Raw genomic sequence first — 18559 nt, 5'->3', positions numbered from 1 at the left:
ACGTGGGATGTCAGGATGTCCAGTCACCTTGAAGGGTGGGCCGCGCCATGCCATCAGCTCTCCGTTTACGCCTCAGATCCCTGCGCACCGCCACGGCCGCGCTGACCGTCGTCGCCGTCGGGGCGCTGCTCCCCGGGCCCACGGCGCAGGCCGCGCCGGACGACGCCCGTGCGGCGGGGTTCGAGCAGCAGGTGCTCTTCAAGGCCTCGCAGGACCCCGGGTACGCCTGCTATCGCATCCCCGCCGTGGTCAAGACGGTCAAGGGCACGCTCCTCGCGTTCGCCGAGGGGCGGGTGAACGACTGCAGTGACGCGGGCGACATAGACATCGTGCTCAAGCGCTCGCACGACGGCGGACGCACCTGGAGTCCGCTCCAGGTCGTCAACGAGGGCGCGGGCGACACGCACGGCAACCCCGCCCCGATCGTGGACCGCAGGACCGGCCGCGTCCTCCTGGCGGAGACGTACAACACCGGCCGCACGGACGGCGGGAACTGCGCCGTCCCCTGCGACCGCACCCCGCACCTCCAGTACAGCGACGACGACGGCCGCAGCTGGTCGGCGCCGCGCGACCTGAGCGACCAGATCCTGCCCGAGGACTGGAACTCCTGGTACGCGACCGGCCCCGTGCACGGCCTCCAGCTGACCCGCGGCCGGCACGCCGGGCGGCTCGTCTTCACCGCCAACACCGAGACCTGGGACGGCAGCCGGGTCACCGCGAACCACGCGGCACTGATCGTCAGCGACGACGGCGGCGACAACTGGCGGATCGGCGCCAAGGACTCGTACCCGATAGCGGCCGCCGACGGCACCTTCCGGCAGAAGCCGTCGGAGATGACCATCACGGAGCGCCCGGACGGGGCGGTATACGTCAGCGGGCGCGAGCAGGACGGCACCGACCTGGGGCATCGCACGCACACGGTCAGCCGGGACGGGGGCGACAGCTTCGCCGCGCCGTTCAAGGCCATCCCCGATCTCTACACGCCCCAAGTGCAGGGCTCCACGCTCCAGTTCGGCAAACGGATGCTGCTCGCCTGCCCCGGTGACCCCGACCGCCGCCGCACGATGCAGATCCGCTCCTCCTACGACGGCGGCCGCACCTGGGACAGCGTGGACCGCGGCACGACGGTGACCACGGACTGGTCGGGCTACTCGGACATGGTGCGGGCCGACGGCGAGCACGTGGGCCTGATGTACGAGGGCGGCGCGGTCGACGCCCGCGACGAGATCCGCTTCGCGCGCTTCACCGAGGACTGGCTCCAGCCGCGCCGCGGCCCGGACCCGAAGACCGCCGACCGCGCTCCGCACGCGAAGCCCGCGGCCGTCCTCGGCGGGGCGTCCACGACCGACGGCCGGTTCGGCGGGGCCATCGCCTTCGACGGCACGAACGACGCCGTGCGCCTGCCCTTCCGCAGCCAGCTCCCGCTCGGCACGAAGGACTTCACGGCATCGCTGTGGTTCCGCTACTCCGCGACCAGCGGTGAGCAGCCACTGCTGTGGATGGGCGGCATCGGGACCAACCAGCCGCAGGTGTGGCTGCGCGGCGAGCCCGCGAGCAACCGCGTCACGGGCCTGATCACCACGCGCGACGGCTCCACTCCTCCGAGGTCCGCGTCCGTGCGCACCACGGGTGCCTACAACGACGGCCAGTGGCACCACATCGCGCTGCGCAGGGGCGGCGGGCAGCTCACCCTGTCCGTCGACGGCACCCGGATCACCACCGCCGACGTCCCGGGCACGGTCACCCGCACCTCGGGGTACGGATTCCACGTCGGCCAGCGGGTCGACAGCCGCGCCCACTTCACGGGTGCGATCGACGAGGTACGCGTCTACGACCGGGCCTTGAGCGACGCGGAACTCACCGGGCTCGGCACCGACGGCGGCGCCAAGGCCCCTGTGACGCGGGACACCGTGGCACGGCTCCCCATGGACCACATCCGCCCGAGCAACTAACGTCCCGCACGTGTCCGCCGACCAAGGTCCACGCCCGGGTCGGAGCGCGCGCAGGACGTGGATCGTCCTGCTGCTCGCCCTCGCCTGCGCGGCCGTGCTGCTCACCGCCCTCCCGGACGACGACCGGGAGGGCGGCGACGCATGCGAGGCGCGCACCGTCTCGTCCTGGGCCGCCGACGACAAGGTCACCGGGGCGTTCGAGCGCTACGGCGACGACACGGCGCGGGCGGACGACTGGACCGGCGGCGACGGCACGCATTCGGTGCGGCTGCCGGACGGGCGGCTGCTGTGGCTGTTCTCCGACACGTTCCTGGGCCAGGTGCACGCGCCGCCCAACCCGGTGGGCCAGCCCCACACCTGGCGGGACTCCACCGCGCCCATGGTCCGCAACTCGGCCGTGGTCATGTCGCGTTCGGGCACCCTGCAGCGCACCTTGCCCGCCCCGCTCTTCCCCGACCCGGCGCCGCAGCAGTGGCGCTGGCCGGTCGCCGCGAAGGTGGAGCCCCGCTCCCCCGGCTCGTCCGACAAGGTCGTACGCGTCCTGCTGTGGTCCCGCGCCACCGGCACGGGCCCGTGGATCTACGGCGTGCCGAACGCCACCGAGGTCGCCACGCTCTCCCTGCCCGATCTGCGCGTCGAGGGCATCGTGAAGGTCTCCGACCAGAGTTCCGTGCCCGACCCGGAGAAGCGCGTCCTGTACGGCACGACGACGGTCGACGACGGCGACTGGACGTACGTCTTCGGCGGCAACGACGGCCAGGCCGCCTCCCGCTCCGCCTCGCACGCCTACGTGGCACGCGTCCCCAAGGGCCGGCTGGCGGAGCCCGGCGCGTGGCGTTACTGGAACGGCGACGGCTGGACGGAGACCGGCAAGCCGCGACCGGTCCTCGGGGACGGCGAACGCAAGGGTGTGGGCAGCGCGTTCACGGTGGTGCGCGTGAAGGGGACATACGTCCTGTTCACGATGGCCGCGGGCGCCGAGGGCCTGACCACGGTCACGTCCTACTGGGCGTGCTCGCCCACCGGTCCCTGGCACGGGCCCGCGAAGGGCTTCTCGCCGCCCCTGCCGAAGGACGGCTCGGCCGAGCAGGACATGGCCGCCTACAACCCGCAGGCCCATCCGGCGCTCAGCGGGAACGGACGGCTGCTGCTCAGCTACGACGTCAACTGGCTGGACGCGGCGCCCGCGAGCGCGCAGGCCAACGTCAGCCGGAACGTGTCCCTGTACCGACCGCGGTTCGTTTCTCTTCGGCTCGCGACGGCTCGCTGACGGCTTCCTCGGCGCCTTCGGCACCCTCGAAGTCCTCGATGTCGCGCGAGCGCCGCTTGGCGATCACCGCGCAGACCATCAGCTGCATCTGGTGGAAGAGCATCAGCGGCAGCACGGCGAGCGAGGCCTGGGCCCCGAACAGGACGCTGGCCATGGGCAGTCCGGCGGCGAGGGACTTCTTCGACCCGGCGAACTGGATGGCGATGCGGTCGCCGCGGCCGAACCCGAGCCGCTTGGCCCCGTACCAGGTGAGGGCGAGCATCACGGCGAGCAGCACCGCCTCCACGCCGAGCAGCGCGCCGAGCCGCAGCGGCGTCACCTGGTGCCAGATGCCCTGCACCATGCCCTCGCTGAACGCGGTGTAGACGACGAGCAGGATGGAACCGCGGTCGACGAGGCCGAGCACCTTCTTGTTCCGTGCGATGAAGCCGCCGATCCACCGGCGCAGGAGCTGTCCGGCGAGGAACGGCACCAGGAGCTGGAGCACGATCTTGAGGACGGAGTCCGCGGAGAACCCGCCCCCGCTGTTGCCGAGCAGGGCGGCGGCGAGCAGCGGCGTGAGGACGATGCCGGCGAGCGAGGAGAAGGAGCCCGCGCAGATCGCCGCGGGGACGTTGCCGCGCGCCATGGAGGTGAAGGCGATCGACGACTGGATCGTGGAGGGCACGAGCGTCAGGAAGAGGAACCCGCTGTAGAGGGCGGGTGTCAGGACGTACGGAACGAGTCCCTTGGCCGCGAGCCCGAGCAGCGGGAAGGCGATGAACGTACAGGCGAGGACGGTGACATGGAGCCGCCAGTGCTTGAGCCCGTCCAGTGCCTCGCGGGTGGATAGCCGGGCTCCGTAGAGGAAGAACAGGAGCGCCACGGCCCCGGTCGACGCCCCGCCCGCGATGTCGGCGCCGATGCCGCGCGCGGGCAGCAGCGCGGCGACACCTACTGTGCCGAGCAACGCCAGGATGTAGGGGTCGATCGGCATCCAGGTGGGCCAGCTCGGGCGTTTCACTTCGCTCCATCGGTTTGGTTCGCATCGTGCCCTCTTGATGATCCTCCTGATCACCGCAATCGGGAATCCCGGATACCGCTCTGACTGTCATCACGTTCCGCGATAACCTGGTGAGCATGTACGACCCCGCCCAGCTCCGTACGTTCCTCGCCGTGGCCCAGACGTTGAGCTTCACGCAGGCCGCCCGGCGCCTGGGTCTGCGCCAGTCCACGGTGAGCCAGCACGTGCGCCGCCTGGAGGACGCCACCGGGCGCCAGCTCTTCGCGCGCGACACGCACTCCGTGGAACTGACCGAGGACGGCGAGGCGATGCTCGGCTTCGCGCGGCGGATCCTGGAGGTGCACGAGCAGGCGTCGGCGTTCTTCACCGGGACGCGGCTCGGCGGGCGGCTGCGGTTCGGCGCGTCGGAGGACTTCGTCCTGACCCGGCTCACCGACATCCTCGAGTCGTTCCGGCACGACCACCCGGACGTCGACCTGGAGCTGACGGTCGAACTGTCCGGCACGCTGCACGAGAAGCTGGACGCGGGCAAGCTCGACCTGGTCCTGGCCAAGCGGCGCCCCGAGGACCCGCGCGGCGAGCTGGTCTGGCACGACGAGCTGGTCTGGATCGGTGCCGCGCGGCTGCGCCTGGACCCCGACGAGCCGGTGCCGCTCGTCGTGTTCCCACCCCCCGGCATCAGCCGCGCGCTCGCCCTGGAAGCCCTGGAGCGGCGCGGCCGTGCCTGGCGGATCGCGTGCACCAGCGGCAGCCTGAACGGCCTGGTCGCCGCGGCCCGCGCGGGACTCGGCGTGATGGCGCACTCCCACGGCCTGATCCCGCCGGGCCTGGTCCGCGTCCCGGAGCGGGCCGGCCTCCCGGAGCTGGGCGCGGTCGACTTCGTGCTCCTGCACGGGGAGCGGCGGGCCTCGGCGCAGGGCGCTGCGGACGCGCTCGCCGCGTCGATCCTGGCGGGCGGCGACCGGCTGCACCGGCGGCGTCAGCGGGGATAGGGCGTTCAGCGGGGACAGGCCGTTCAGCGCGGGTAGGGCCGGTACGTGAGCTGCTTGACCCGGCGCATGAACGGCGCCGTCTCGACGTGCTGGACGCCGTCCAGCTGGCCCAGTTTCCCGCTGAGGTAGGCGTAGAGCGCGGGGATGTCGCGGGCCACGGCGGTGGCCATGATGTTCGAGGGGCCTGCCACGGCGGTGGCGTGGGCGATCTCGGCGTGGGAGGCGAGGGCCCTGCCCACCGAGTCCATGGCCCAGGGCGCGGTGGTGATCCAGAGCATCGCCCCGACGTGCAGGCCGATGAGTGCGTTGGCGTACTCGATGTCGATGTAGATCGCGCCGGACGCGACCAGCGCGCCGAGCCGGCGTTTGACGGCCGACTCCGAACGCCCGGTGGCCCGCTGGAGCTCCGGATAGGTCGCGCGGCCGTCCTCTTCGAGCGCGGCCACCAGCGGTTCGTCCTCGGGCTCGATCCGCAGGGGCAGATCGGCTGCGCGGGCGGCGGCCGGGGCAGCCGCGCCGCGCAGGGCCGCGATCTGGTCATCGCCGAGCGGCCCGTGCTTCATCAGCCAGCCGTCCGGGCCGCCGAAGAAGCGGTGCAGCATCTGCTGGGCGCGGATGTCGACGATGTGCGGGGTGCGCGGCAGCTTGGCGAGCAGCAACTCGTCCTGGTCGGTGCGGGTGCGGGGCCGGGTGCAGCAGACGACTTCGGTGCCGCCGGAGGTGAGGCCGATCCATGAGGTGTCGGGGCGGCGCGCCAGGGCGGTGGCGATGGCGTCGGCGCCCTCGGGGGCGCAGCGCAGCCGCAGCATCCACTGGTCCTGGCCGAGCTTCTCGTGGTCCCGGACGGCGACGATCCGCAGGCTTCCTTCGGAGACCAGCCTGCGGTAGCGGCGGGCGACGGTCTGGTCGGAGACGCCCAGGACGGCGGCGATCTTGCTGAAGGGCGCGCGTCCGTCGATCTCCAGGGCCTGGAGGAGCCTGACGTCGAGCGAGCCCCGCACGGATGAAGTGGCGGATTCCGTTGATGCGGTGCTCATCGGTGTCGGATTCCTTCGATCTTCCCTGGCTGGCGACTTGGATCGTCCGGGCGGACTCCATCGTACGAGGCACGCACACGCGTCGTGAAACGCGTCGTAAGAGTCGTACGAGGAGAGTTGACAATGCGTACATGGGGGCCGCTCACAGCGGTGTGCCTGGGGACGTTCATGCTGCTGCTGGACGTGACCATCGTGGTCGTGGCACTGCCCGACATGGCGAGAGCGCTGAACGCCTCGCTGAGTGATCTGCAATGGGTGATCGACGGTTACGCTCTCGCGCTCGCCGCGCTGCTGCTCGGGGTCGGGGCCGCGGCGGACGTGCTCGGCAGGCGGCGGCTGAACGTGGCGGGCACCGCGCTCTTCGCGCTCGCCTCGCTCGGCTGCGGGCTCGCCACGAACGCGGAGCTTTTGGTGGCCGCCCGCGCCCTGCAGGGGCTCGGCGCCGCCGCGATGTTCGCGACGACCCTGCCGCTGCTCGGCGCCGCCTACCAGGGGCGGGACCGGTCGGTCGCGCTCGGCGTCTGGGGAGCGGTCAGCGGGGCCGCGGCGGCGATGGGGCCGATCGTCGGCGGGCTGCTCACCGAGGGGCCGGGCTGGCGGTGGATCTTCTTCGTGAACCTGCCGGTGAGCGTCGCCTCGATGTGGCTGACGCTGCGCGTGGTGCCGGAGTCGAAGGGACAAGCGGGGCGCAAGGTCGACTGGGCGGGCACGGTGACGTTCGCGCTCTTCGCGGGGGCGCTGACGTACGGAGTGGTGCGGGCGGGTTCGGAGGGCTGGACGTCGGCGCCCACCGTGGCGACCCTCGCGGTGTCGGTGCTCGCGCTCGCCGCCTTCGTGGCCGTCGAACGCCGCGTCGCGCACCCGCTGCTCGACCTGAGGCTCCTGCGCATGCCCGCCTTCACGGGCGTACTGGTCGGCGCGATCGGCTACAACGCGGCCGCGTTCGGCCTGATGCCCTACCTCTCGATCTGGCTGCAGACCGTGCTCGGCATGAGCCCGGTGACCGGCAGCCTCGTCATGCTGCCGCTGGCCGCGACCTCGTTCGTCGTGGCCGCGATCGGCGGACGGCTGCTGCACGGGGTGCCCGCGCGGCTGACCATCGGCATCGGGCTGCTCCTGATCGGGGGCGGCGGGGTCGCCCTCGCGGTGCTCGACGCGGGGTCGTCCTGGGGCTCGCTCGTCCCCGGGCTCACGCTCGCGGGCATCGGCACCGGCCTGGTATCTCCGGCCCTGGGGGGCGCGGCCCTCGCGGCGGTGCCGCCGGAGAACTCGGGGATGGCGGGCGGCGCGGTCAACACGTTCCGGCAGCTCGGATACGCACTGGGGGTCGCCGTCTTCGGCACGGTGCTGACCTCGCGCATGCAGGACACCCTCGGCCATGACGCGGCTCACACCGTCGCGGGCGGCGGTGCGTCGGCGGTGCGTGGGACGCTCTCCGAGCACGCCGTGCGGACGGCGTTCGCCTCCGGCCTGAACGCGGCGGCGGTCGTCGCGGGCGTGGTGGGTCTGGTGGCGGGGGCCGCGGTCCTCGTCATGGTGCGCTCCGCGCGCACGGCGCCGGGCACCACACCGGAGGCGAAGATTCCGGCACCCGTCGAGCGGATCTCCGAGAGGCAGCCACAGCCGTAACCGCCGCGTACAGATTCGGTGGAGATTACGCCACCGAAACTTACTGAACCGTAAGTATTCTGTCCCGCCTCTCCCCTTGTGGCCGGATTTCAGCGGCTGACCAGCGTGGATGGTACGTACCGAGGGGTCGGTCACCCCTCTCCCGCCCGGCACCGCGGTGGGGTACCGTCACCGGCGCTGTGCGGAGCGCCACAAGGAGCATCATTGCGCGAGTTCACGAACCCTCCGTTGGCGTCGGCGCCGCTGGTGGGCGGCCTTGCCGACGTCGTGTTCGACCATGCCCTTGAGGATCCGCTCCACATCGCCTTCGGCCGCAAGACGGACGGCGTGTGGCGCGACGTCACATCGGCGGAGTTCCGCGACCAGGTGATGTCGCTCGCCAAGGGTCTGCTCGCGCAAGGGGTGCGTTTCGGCGACCGCGTCGCCATCATGTGCCGCACGCGCTACGAGTGGACGCTCTTCGACTACGCGCTCTGGACGGTCGGCGCCCAGGTGGTGCCCGTCTACCCCACCTCGTCGGCCGAGCAGGTCTTCTGGATGCTGCACGACGCGCAGGTGTCGGCCGCCATGGTCGAGCACGAGGACCACGCGATGACGATCGGCTCGGTGATCGACCGGCTGCCGCAGCTGCGCAGGCTGTGGCAGCTGGACGCCGACGCCGTGGACGAGCTGCACCGTGCGGGCCAGGACGTCGACGACGAGGTGGTCAACCGCCACCGCCGCGCCGTCACCCCGGACTCGATCGCCACGATCATCTACACCTCGGGCACCACAGGCCGCCCCAAGGGCTGCCTGATCTCCCACGCCAACTTCATGTTCGAGGCGGAGACGGTCATCCAGCGCTGGGAGCCGGTGTTCCACTCCCGGCGCGGCGACGAGGCGACGACTCTGCTCTTCCTGCCGCTCGCGCACGTCTTCGGGCGCATGGTGCAGGTCGCGGCGGTGCGCGGCGGGGTCAAGCTGGGCCACCAGCCGAGCCTGAACGCGGCGGCCCTCATCCCGGACCTGGCCGCGTTCCGCCCCTCCTTCATCCTGGCCGTCCCGTACATCTTCGAGAAGGTCTTCAACGCCGCACGGCGCAAGGCCGAGAAGGACGGCAAGACCGGTCCTTTCGACAAGGCCGTGGAGTGCGCCGTGCGGTACGCGGACGCCATGGAGGCCAGGGCGTTCGGCACCGGGCCCGGGCCTTCGGCGGCCCTGCGCATGCAGCACTCGCTCTTCGAGAAGCTCGTCTACGCCAAGGTGCGCGACGCCATGGGCGGCCGCGTGCGCCACGCGATGTCGGGCGGCTCCGGGATGGACCGGCGCCTGGGCCTGTTCTTCGCGGGCGCGGGCGTCGAGATCTACGAGGGCTACGGCCTCACCGAGTCCACGGCCGCCGCCACCGCCAACCCGCCCGAGCGCACCCGCTACGGCACGGTCGGCCAGGCCATCCCCGGCACCACCGTGTACATCGCGGAGGACGGCGAGGTCTGGCTGAACGGCGGCAACGTCTTCCAGGGCTACCTGAACGACCCCAAGGCCACCGACGCGACCCTGCACGACGGCTGGCTGGCCACCGGTGACCTGGGCGCGCTCGACGAGGACGGCTACCTCACGATCACCGGGCGCAAGAAGGAGATCCTGGTGACGTCCGGCGGCAAGAGCGTCTCGCCGGGGCAGCTGGAGGAGCGGGTGCGCGACCATCCGCTGGTCGCGCAGTGCATCGTCGTGGGCAACGACCGCCCCTACATCGCGGCACTCGTCACGCTGGACGGCGAGGCCGTCGAGCACTGGCTGACCATGCGGCGCAAGCCGCCGATGTCCCCGACGGACCTGGTGCGCGATCCGGATCTGGAGACCGAGGTGCGGCGGGCCGTGGTGGCCGCCAACACCCTTGTCTCGCAGGCGGAGTCGATCCGTACGTTCCGGATACTGGCCCACCAGTTCTCGGAGGAGCACGGGTTGCTCACGCCCTCGCTGAAGCTCAAGCGCAAGGCCATCGAGACGGCGTACTCCGCTGAGGTGGAGGCCTTGTACCGGGCGTGAGGTGAGCCGAGCGGGTTTCTGACGGTTCATCAATTACCGACGCGTCTGTTATTGACGGTTCATCAGGTCCCGCACAGAATCAGCCCCACTTCGACGGAGGGGGCTCGAACCGTGTCGCGATCGATCCGCACCATCACCGCCACCGTGGCCGCACTGCTGCTCGCCACTGCCTGCAACTCCGCCTCCAACAGCAGCGATTCGAGCGGCGGCGACAAGGCAGGCGGCTCCGTACGCGGCGTGAGCGCCGACTCCATCAAGGTCGGCGGCATCGTCTCCATGACGACCGCCAGCGGCTACAGCAAGAAGGACACCGACCTCGGCGCCAAGGCCCGCTTCGACCGCGCGAACGCCGCAGGCGGCGTACACGGACGGAAGATCGACTACCTGGGCGCGGAGGACGACGGCCAGGACCCGGGCAAGAATCTCGCGGCGGCGCGCAAACTCGTCCAGCAGGACAAGGTGTTCGCCGTCGCGCCGATGAGCTCGGTGACCTTCTCCGGCGCCGACTTCCTCCAGAAGCAGAAGGTCCCGACGTTCGGCTGGGGCACCATCCCGCCGTTCTGCGGACCGAGTTACATGTACGGCTACGGAGGCTGCATGGTGCCGATGCCGGGCGGCACCATCACGCAGAGCTGGCCCGAGGGACTGAAGAAGGTGACGGACGGCTCGAAGGGCAAGTCCGTGGCCATCCTCGCCAACGACAACGACGCGGGCACCTTCGCCATCCGCACCTACAAGCAGAGTTTCGCGGCGGCCGGCTACAAGGTGACGTACGCCAAGTCGACCGTGCCCGCGACCTCCGTGCCCAGCGACTGGTCGGCGTACACGAAGGAGATCCTGCGCTCGGACGGCGGCGATGCGCCGGACGTGGTCGTCTCCGTGATGCAGACCCCGTACAACATCGGCCTGTTCACGGCCGTCAAGCGCTCCGGATTCAAGGGCGTCATCACGGACCCGACCGACTACGACCCGGGGCTGCTCACCAAGAGCGCGACGAAGAAGGCGCTCGACGGCGTGCACATCCTGCTGGCCTTCCAGCCGTTCGAGCAGAACACCCCGGCGATGAAGCAGTTCAAGGCAGACATCAGGAAGGCGGCGGGCAAGGACGTCCCGCTGAACATGCACATGATGACCGGCTACATGTCGGCCGACCTCTTCCTCTCGATCGCCGAGAAGGCGGGCAAGGACCTGACGGTCGACTCCTTCCAACAGGCGGCGAACGGCTTCTCCGACAAGGACACGATGGTCGGCGACCGCAGTCTGCCCAAGGGGCAGAAGGAGTCGTTCGGCTGCGGCGCCCTCGTCCAGCTGAAGGGCGGGAAGTACTCGGTTTCGTCGCCCTTCACCTGCTACGAACCCATCCCCTTCCAGTAGAAGGGCAGGGCAACACCCATGTCGGACCTGCTGGGATTCGTGCTGAGCGGTCTCGTCTCCGGCGCTCTGTACGCGCTGCTCGCGACGGGCCTCGTCCTGTCCTACTCCGCCTCCGGCCTCTTCAACTTCGCGCACGGCGCGACCGCCTACCTCTGCGCGCTCGCCTTCTACGAACTCCACTCCGGCTTCGGCTGGCCCGCCGTGCCGACCGCGCTGCTCCTCGTCTGTGTCGTGGCGCCCGCCCTCGGCTGGGGACTGGACCGGCTGATGTTCCGCAAGCTGGCGCGGGTGGGCGAGACCGCGCAGATCGTGGCGACGATCGGGCTGCTCGTCGCGCTGCCCGCGCTCGGCCTGTGGGTGGTGGAGCTCTTGGCGGACGCGGGGGCGTCCGTCAAACCGGCCGAGAACCAGTTCGGCCTGCCGGGCGTCGGGCCGAGCCCCGCCGAGAGCTGGCAGCTGATGGACGGCGTCGGCATCGACTCCGACCAGCTGATCACGTGGCTCGCGACGGCCGTGGTCGCGATCGGCCTGTGGGTCCTGATGCGGCACACACCCCTTGGGCTGCGGCTGCGGGCCGCGGTGGACAACCGCTCGCTGGTGGAGCTGCGGGGCATGAGCGCGGACCGGCTCTCGTCGGTGGCGTGGATGCTGTCGTCGGGGCTCGCGGGGTTGGCCGGTGTGCTGGCGACTCCCTTGCTGGGCCTGTCGTCCCACGACTTCACCCTCTTCCTCCTCGTGTCGGCCACGGCCGCGGTCCTCGGGCGCTTCATGTCGATCCCGCTGGCGTTCGCGGGCGGGCTCGGGCTCGGGGTGCTGCAGAATCTGGTCGCCGGGTACGCGGATTTCGCGGAGAACATCACCGGGTTCCGCACGGCGGTGCCGTTCCTGATCCTCTTCGCCGGACTGCTCCTGATGACGCGGCGGCAGCGGACGGCGGGCACGGCGGCGGTGGACGCGCCGCCGATCGACTATCTCGCCGGGAAGTCGTGGCTGCGCAGGTGGGGGCCGTGGACGGGTGGCGGCGTGCTGCTCGCGCTGTCCTTCTACACGGTCACCACGCCCTTCTGGAGCGGCATCCTCGCGCAGGGCCTGGCGATCTCGCTGGTCTTCATCTCCTTCACCGTGGTGACGGGCCTGGGCGCGATGGTCTCCCTGGCACAGGCGACCTTCGTGACGGGCGCGGCGCTCGTGGCGGGGCTCCTGATGAGCCATGGGTGGCCGTTCATCGCGGCCGCCCTCGTGGGGACGTGCGGGGCGGCGGTGCTCGGCGCCCTTGTCGCGCTGCCCGCGCTGCGTCTGGGCGGCCGGTCGCTGGCGCTTGCCACGCTCGCCCTCGCCTTCCTCGCCGATCAAGTCCTCTTCCAGATGGGGTGGTTGCGGAACGGAGACACCGGGTGGGAGATACCGCGCGCCGTCTTCGGCCCGGTCGACCTGAGCGACGACCGCGCGATGGGCGTGGCGATGGTCGTCCTGGTGGCGGCGGCCGTGGCCGCGCTGAGCGCGCTGCGGGGGTCGGCGACGGGGCGGGCGATGCTGGCCGTGCGGTCCGCACCGGCGGCGGCGATGGCCTCCGGGGTCTCGGTGGTGCGGACGAAGCTGCTGGTGTTCACGTTGTCGGCGGGGCTCGCGGGGTTCGGCGGTGTGATGTACGCGTCGTTCAACACCCGGATCACGGCCACGGACTTCACCGCGATGACGGGGCTCGTGTGGCTGGCGGTGGTGGTGGCCGCGGGGGTGCGCAGGCCGCAGTTCGCGGTGGTGGCGGGGCTCGTCTTCGCGATCGTGCCGCACTTGATCGCCGATTACGTGACGGAGTCCGTGCAGCTGCCGGTGATCCTGTTCGGGTTGGCGGGGTTGGCCCTGGCCAATGATCCGGACGGGTACTGCGCGGCGGTCTCGGTGCGGCTGCATCGGAGGCGGGTGGCGGGGCGCGAGGCTGCCTCAGGCGGTTCGCTCCCCGCTCCCGGGCCGGGTCTTTCAGCCCGTCCGGCGTTGGAGGACGAACTCGGCGAAGCCGGTGATGGCGGCACGCGAGGCTCCCGCGTCAGCGGGTCTTCGGGAAGGGGCGGGCTTGGGGAAAAGGTCCCGCCCTCCCTGGGCCTGCATGACGTCCACGCCGGATACGACGGCGCCCCCGTGCTCCACGGAGTGACCCTCGCCGTCCACCCGGGCGAGATCCTCGCCCTCCTCGGCCCCAACGGGGCGGGCAAGTCGACGACGTGCAAAGTCGCGGCAGGTCTCATCGCCCCCACCCAGGGGAAGATCCACGTCGCCGGGGCGGACGCCACCCGCGCCGGCCCCGTCCACCGCTCCCGAGCGGGCATCGTCCTCGCCCCCGAAGGCCGCGGCATCTTCCCCTCCCTCACCATCGAGGAGAACCTCGCCCTGCACCTCCCGGAGGGGGACGCCCGCGACGCCGTCTACGACCGATTCCCCGGTCTCGCCGCGCGACGGAAGGTCACCGCGGGTTCCCTCTCCGGAGGAGAGCAGCAGATGCTCGCCCTCGCACCCCTCCTCCAGCGGCCGCCCAAGGTACTGATCGCGGACGAGCCGTCCCTGGGCCTCGCACCCCGCGTGGTCGACGAGGTCTTCCGCCTCCTGGCCGAACTCCGCGACGCCGGAACGGGGTTGCTCCTGGTCGAGGAGAAGGCCGCCGAGATCCTCGGCATCGCCGACACCGTCGCGTACCTCGCGCAGGGCCGGGTCTCCTGGTGCGGCCCGCGCTCCGAGGTCCGTGCGGACCAGCTGACCGAGGCCTACCTGGGCATAGCCGCGCAGGACCGCACCGAAGGAGTGGGACAGCCATGAGCGACCGCGTCCTCGAAGCCTCCGGCATCGGCGTCCGCTTCGGCGGCATCCACGCCCTCACGGGCGTGGACCTGAGCCTCCGCCCCGGCGAGGTCTGCGGCCTCATCGGGCCCAACGGGGCAGGAAAGACAACGCTGTTCGACGTCGTCTCCGGCATCCGCCGCCCCGACCGGGGCCGCGTCCTGCTCGACGGCGTGGACGTCACCCGCCGCTCCCCCGTCTGGCGCGCCCGCCACGGCATGCGCCGCACCTTCCAGCGCCAGCAGCTCTTCGGGCAGCTCACGGTCGCCGACAATCTGCTCGTCGCGCAGGAGTGGCGCGGCGGAGGCGGCGGGTTCGGCGCCGATCTGCTGGCGGCGCCCACCCGGCGTACGCAGGAGAGGGAGAGACGCTCCCGCGCGTCAACTGTGCTGCGTGACTGCGGACTTGAGAACCTCGCCGACGACTACGCGGGCGCCCTGCCCGTAGGCCGGGCCCGCATGGTGGAGCTGGCGCGCGCGGTGGCGGACCCGCCCAGGGTGCTGCTCCTGGACGAGCCCGCCTCCGGCATGACGGCCGACGAGCGAGGCCAGCTGTCGGCCGTCATCCGGCACCTCGCGGACGCGGAGGGCTGCGCCGTGCTCCTGGTCGAGCACAACGTGGCCTTCGTGATGGAGCTCTGCGCCCGCGTGGTGGTCCTCGACCTGGGCGCCGTCCTGGCCGAGGGCACGGCGGCCGAGGTGCGCGCGGACCCGAAGGTGCGGGACGCGTACCTCGGGACCACCGCGGCCCAGGCCTAGCCGATGGTCACGCGGAAGATCTCGTCCGAACCGTCCGGCTGCCCGCCGTTGTTGTCGGCGTTCGTCGTGGAGAGCCACAGCTGGTCGGCGCCCGGCACGGCCGTGACCGCGCGCAGCCGCCCGTACTCGCCGACGTAGAACGCCTTCGCCGTCCCGACGTTCTCGTTGTCGGTGTTGATCGGGATGCGCCAGAGCCGCTCGCCCTTCAACGCCGCCATGTAGACCGCGCCGTCGACGACGGCGACACCGCTCGGGGAGGCCTCCGCGACGCCCCAGGTCTTCTTGGGGTTGGTCATGCCGGAGACGTCGCAGGTGCCTTCGCAGGTGGGCCAGCCGTAGTTCTTGCCGGGTTTGATGAGGTTCAGCTCGTCCTTCTTGCTCTGCCCCAGCTCCGCTTCCCACAGCCTCCCTTGGGCATCGAAGGCGATGCCTTGCGGGTTGCGGTGGCCCATGCTGTAGGCGTAGTTGCCGAAGGGGTTGCCGGGGGCCGCCTTCCCGTCCTTGGTGAGCCGCAGGATCTTGCCGTTGAGGGAGTTCTTGTCCTGCGCGAGGGCGCCGTCCTGGGCGTCGCCGGTGGTGGCGTAGAGGAAGCCGTCGGGGCCGAAGGCCAGGCGGCCCCCGTTGTGGTACTTGTTCTTCTTGATGCCCTTGAGCAGCGCCTTGTAGCCGGTCAGCTTCGTCCCGTCGTACGTCATGCGTGCGATGCGATTGCCCTCGGACGAGGTGTGCATGACGTACACGTGGTGGTTCGAGGCCCAGTCCGGGTCGACGGCGACACCCATCAGCCCGCCCTCGCCGCCGGTGGTCTGCGACTCCGGCACGGTGCCGATCTGCTTCTTGTCCCTGCCGTCCTTGGAGACCAGCCAGACGCGGAAGTCGTCGCGCTCGGTCACCAGGGCGGACGCGCCGTCGGGCGTCCAGGACGTGCCCCAGGGGATCGTCCAGCCGGTGGATATCGTCTCGATGTCCTTCGGTTCGCCGAGCGCAGCCTTCGGCCGCTCCGGAGCCGCGGACGCCGACGTGACGTACTGCGTGAGACCGACGACCAGGGCGGCGGCGCCGAGCAGGGCCACCCTCTTCTTGCCGCTGTCCATGTCTCAACCCCCGTACTGCGCGACGATTTTGGTGAAGTCGTACGGTGCCTGCGACACGCCACTGCAGGAGTCCCCGGCGTTTCCGCCGCCCGAGCAGGCGCGGTCGCGGTTGACGGCCCAGAAGGAGAACCGCGCGATGTGGTGCTGCTTCGCGTAGGCGAGGATCTGCTTGAAGTCGTTCGTGGTGACGGTCTCGCCCGCCACGTCGGTCTTGCCGTTCATCGAGGAGACACCGATGCGCTTGTACGCCTCGGCGTCGCTGTAGCCGTAGGCGCTCTTGACCGTGCTCTTCAGGCCTTCCATCGCGCCGACCGAGGCATCGCCCATGGAGCCGCTGTGGCTGCCGAAGTCGAACGGCATGACCACCCAGGCGTTGTTGTCGAGACCGGCCGCGGCGCCCCGCTTGATGAGGTCCTTGCCGGTGGCGTCGGGGCCGCTCGGGGTCGTCCCGATGGTCACGTACGTGACGATCCCCGGGTTCTTCTGCTTCACGATCTTCAGGGCGTCGACGACGCGCTGGCGCACGGTCGCGTTGCCGAACTCGGTGTTCTCGATGTCGATGTCGAACGCCTTGAGCTTGTAGGCGTCGATGACCTTCTGGTACGCCCCGGCGAGCGCGGTGGCGCTGCCGCACTTCTCGCCGAGCTTGGCGCCGCTCCAGCCGCCGACGGAGACGACGATGTCCCCGCCGGCGCCGCGTATGGACTTGATGGCTGACTCGTCGGAGCCGCCCTTCAGGGGGCGGTTGCCGTCCCAGGCCGGGTTGCAGCCGCCGTCGGAGAGGATGAAGGCGAGCGTGAACCACTTGACGCCGGTCGCGGCCATCACGTCGGTGGGCTTCTGCGGACTGCCCCAGCCGAGGTACTCGTACGGGGCGGCGTGGATGGTGCCGGCCGCCTTGGCCGACGGAGCCTTCGCCGTCGCCTTCGGGGGTGCGGCCGAGGACTGTGCGGCCGAGGACTGCGCGGCCAGGGCGAGGGACGCCGTCGTCGCGAGGGCGCAGGCCGCGGCCAGTGCGGTGGCCGTTCTGCGGGGGGTGTGAGACATGGGGGGTGTGTTCTCCTCTGCGTGATGTGTGTGGTTAGGGCGCTGTTAGGAAGGGTTCCTAACGATCTTTGGGCGCGGGAGTGGGGTCACGTCCCGCGGCGAGGGGTGGGGGTGTGCGGGGTTACGTCTTCGGGGAGGCCCGGTAGGCGAAGTCGCCCGCCCTGCCGTCCGTCCCGCCTTCTGTCCTGCTGTCCGTCCTGCCTTCCGTCCCGCCTCCCGCGCCGTCCACGAGGGCGCGGACCGCCCCGTTGTCCGGCGAGCGGTGGCAGGCGGGGTCCGTTCGAGCCGCGTCGCCGGTCAGGGCGTACGCCTGGCAGCGGCAGCCGCCGAAGTCCACGGTCCGCAGTTCGCAGCTGCGGCAGGGCTCGCGCATCCAGCCCTCGCCGCGGTAGCGGTTGAAGGCCGCCGAATCCCGCCAGATCCAGCCCAGCCGGTGGTCCCTGACGTTCGGCGCGTCGGGTCCCAGGAGTTCACCGGCGGCCGGGCACGGAAGCACCGTGCCGTCCGGGGCGACGGTCAGCGAGATGGCACCCCAGCCGCCCATGCAGGGCTTCGCGATGCCGTCCACGTAGTCGGGCGCCACCCACACCAGCTCCATGCGCCCCGCGAGCCGCTCCCGCCACCGCTCGACGCGCTCACGGGCCCGCGCGACCTGGGCGCGGTCCGGGAGCAGCGCGTCCCGGTTGCGCAGCGCCCAGCCGTAGAACTGCGTGTTGGCCAGCTCGATCCGGTCGGCGCCCCAGGCGAGGCCCAGCTCCACGATCCCGTCGAGGGCGTCGAGATTGGCGCGGTGCAGCACGGCGTTGAGCCCGAGCGGAACATCCGCGGCCCGCACGAGTCCGGCCGCTCGCTCCTTCGCCGTGAATGCCCGCGCTCCCGAGATGAGTTGGGCCATCTCCGGGTCGGAGTGCTGCACGGACAGCTGGACACTGCGCAGGCCCGCGTCGACGAGGGAGGCGAGACGGGCCTCGTGCAGGCCGACACCGCTGGTCACCAGCTGCGTGTGGATTCCGGCGGAGTCGGCCGCCGTGACGATCTCGGCGAGGTCGCGGCGCAGGAGGGGCTCACCGCCGGACAGATGCGTCTGGACGACACCGATGTCGGCGGCCTGACGCATGACGTCGCCCCACTGCCCGGCGGTCAACTCAGCTGTCCGTGCGACGAGTTCCGTCGGGTTGGAGCAGTAGAGGCACCGCAGCGGACAGCCGTGCGTGAGCTCGGCGAGCAGGGCCCACGGCGGCTCCACCGGGCGAAGGGACTCCGTCACCGAAGCCACCCCTCCGTCCGCAGCGCGGCGAGGAATCGGGGCACGTCGTCGGCCACCGCGGCACCAGGATGCCGCCGCTCCAACTCCCCCACGATCCCCGTGACTTCGCGCTCGCCGTCGCACAGTCGCAGGATGCTTCCGGCGGACCCGCGCAGCACGACCACGCGCTCGGGCAGCACCAGCAGGTCGACGCCGCGAACCCGGTCGTGCCGCAGGATCACGGAGCGGGCCAACGCGGGCCGCCAGTCGAGGCGTACGTCCTCACTCATACGGCCTCAC

At 71.2% G+C, this 18559-nt stretch carries 14 protein-coding genes; 8 read left to right on the top strand and 6 right to left on the bottom strand.

The window, feature by feature from the left end:
* The first annotated feature begins 47 nt into the window (after positions 1-47).
* Together ACZ6ZP_RS09580 and ACZ6ZP_RS09575 are read left to right on the top strand one after the other, a co-directional pair.
* On the top strand, positions 48-1952 hold the full coding sequence (locus ACZ6ZP_RS09580; RefSeq protein ID WP_366461798.1) for a sialidase family protein: 1905 nt from the start codon (positions 48-50) through the stop codon (positions 1950-1952).
* Positions 1953-1962: 10 nt separating this feature from the next.
* Positions 1963-3222, top strand: a complete 1260-nt coding sequence (locus tag ACZ6ZP_RS09575) for a DUF4185 domain-containing protein (RefSeq protein ID WP_366461799.1) — start codon at positions 1963-1965, stop codon at positions 3220-3222.
* On the opposite strand, the gene ACZ6ZP_RS09570 is transcribed toward ACZ6ZP_RS09575, so the two are convergent.
* Positions 3158-4225 (bottom strand): bile acid:sodium symporter family protein, encoded by a 1068-nt coding sequence (locus tag ACZ6ZP_RS09570; RefSeq protein ID WP_399973631.1) that lies wholly within the window; start codon positions 4223-4225, stop codon positions 3158-3160. The two genes, ACZ6ZP_RS09575 and ACZ6ZP_RS09570, sit on opposite strands and share 65 nt — an antisense overlap.
* A 116-nt stretch (positions 4226-4341) precedes the next feature.
* Here ACZ6ZP_RS09570 and ACZ6ZP_RS09565 point away from each other — a divergent pair, with 116 nt between their 5' ends.
* Positions 4342-5217 (top strand): LysR substrate-binding domain-containing protein, encoded by an 876-nt coding sequence (locus tag ACZ6ZP_RS09565; RefSeq protein WP_469406230.1) that lies wholly within the window; start codon positions 4342-4344, stop codon positions 5215-5217.
* Between the two features lie 23 nt (positions 5218-5240).
* On the opposite strand, the gene ACZ6ZP_RS09560 is transcribed toward ACZ6ZP_RS09565, so the two are convergent.
* Entirely contained in the window at positions 5241-6254 is a 1014-nt protein-coding gene (locus tag ACZ6ZP_RS09560; protein WP_469406227.1) for an Lrp/AsnC family transcriptional regulator, read from the bottom strand.
* Positions 6255-6377: 123 nt separating this feature from the next.
* Here ACZ6ZP_RS09560 and ACZ6ZP_RS09555 point away from each other — a divergent pair, with 123 nt between their 5' ends.
* From ACZ6ZP_RS09555 to ACZ6ZP_RS09535, 5 genes are all read left to right on the top strand, one after another.
* Positions 6378-7883, top strand: a complete 1506-nt coding sequence (locus ACZ6ZP_RS09555) for an MFS transporter (protein ID WP_361461778.1) — start codon at positions 6378-6380, stop codon at positions 7881-7883.
* A 204-nt stretch (positions 7884-8087) separates the two neighbouring features.
* On the top strand, positions 8088-9911 hold the full coding sequence (locus ACZ6ZP_RS09550; protein ID WP_361461781.1) for an AMP-dependent synthetase/ligase: 1824 nt from the start codon (positions 8088-8090) through the stop codon (positions 9909-9911).
* Between the two features lie 111 nt (positions 9912-10022).
* Entirely contained in the window at positions 10023-11285 is a 1263-nt protein-coding gene (locus tag ACZ6ZP_RS09545; RefSeq protein WP_351159271.1) for an ABC transporter substrate-binding protein, read from the top strand.
* A gap of 18 nt (positions 11286-11303) precedes the next feature.
* The gene (locus ACZ6ZP_RS09540) at positions 11304-14093 is read left to right on the top strand and encodes an ABC transporter permease subunit (protein ID WP_469406226.1); all 2790 of its coding nucleotides are present in this window, start codon (positions 11304-11306) and stop codon (positions 14091-14093) included.
* Positions 14090-14872: an ABC transporter ATP-binding protein gene (locus tag ACZ6ZP_RS09535; protein ID WP_469406224.1), complete on the top strand. Its 783-nt coding sequence runs from the start codon at positions 14090-14092 to the stop codon at positions 14870-14872. The genes ACZ6ZP_RS09540 and ACZ6ZP_RS09535 overlap by 4 nt, the downstream gene beginning before the upstream one ends.
* Here ACZ6ZP_RS09535 and ACZ6ZP_RS09530 read toward each other — a convergent pair.
* From ACZ6ZP_RS09530 to pqqD, 4 genes are all read right to left on the bottom strand, one after another.
* The gene (locus ACZ6ZP_RS09530) at positions 14869-15966 is read right to left on the bottom strand and encodes a PQQ-dependent sugar dehydrogenase (RefSeq protein ID WP_469406223.1); all 1098 of its coding nucleotides are present in this window, start codon (positions 15964-15966) and stop codon (positions 14869-14871) included. The two genes, ACZ6ZP_RS09535 and ACZ6ZP_RS09530, sit on opposite strands and share 4 nt — an antisense overlap.
* A gap of 3 nt (positions 15967-15969) precedes the next feature.
* On the bottom strand, positions 15970-17013 hold the full coding sequence (locus ACZ6ZP_RS09525; protein ID WP_469406221.1) for a chitinase: 1044 nt from the start codon (positions 17011-17013) through the stop codon (positions 15970-15972).
* A 121-nt stretch (positions 17014-17134) separates the two neighbouring features.
* Positions 17135-18280 carry a pyrroloquinoline quinone biosynthesis protein PqqE gene (gene pqqE / locus ACZ6ZP_RS09520; RefSeq protein WP_469406219.1) on the bottom strand — a complete coding sequence of 382 codons (1146 nt, stop codon included), beginning with the start codon at positions 18278-18280 and terminating at the stop codon, positions 17135-17137.
* Positions 18277-18549 carry a pyrroloquinoline quinone biosynthesis peptide chaperone PqqD gene (pqqD, locus tag ACZ6ZP_RS09515; protein ID WP_366461806.1) on the bottom strand — a complete coding sequence of 91 codons (273 nt, stop codon included), beginning with the start codon at positions 18547-18549 and terminating at the stop codon, positions 18277-18279. Before pqqD ends, pqqE begins: the two co-directional genes overlap by 4 nt.
* Positions 18550-18559: the final 10 nt, after the last annotated feature.

The sequence above is a fragment of the Streptomyces sp. NPDC054047 genome, from assembly GCF_055585065.1.
This window is presented reverse-complemented; position numbering and strand designations above follow the sequence as displayed.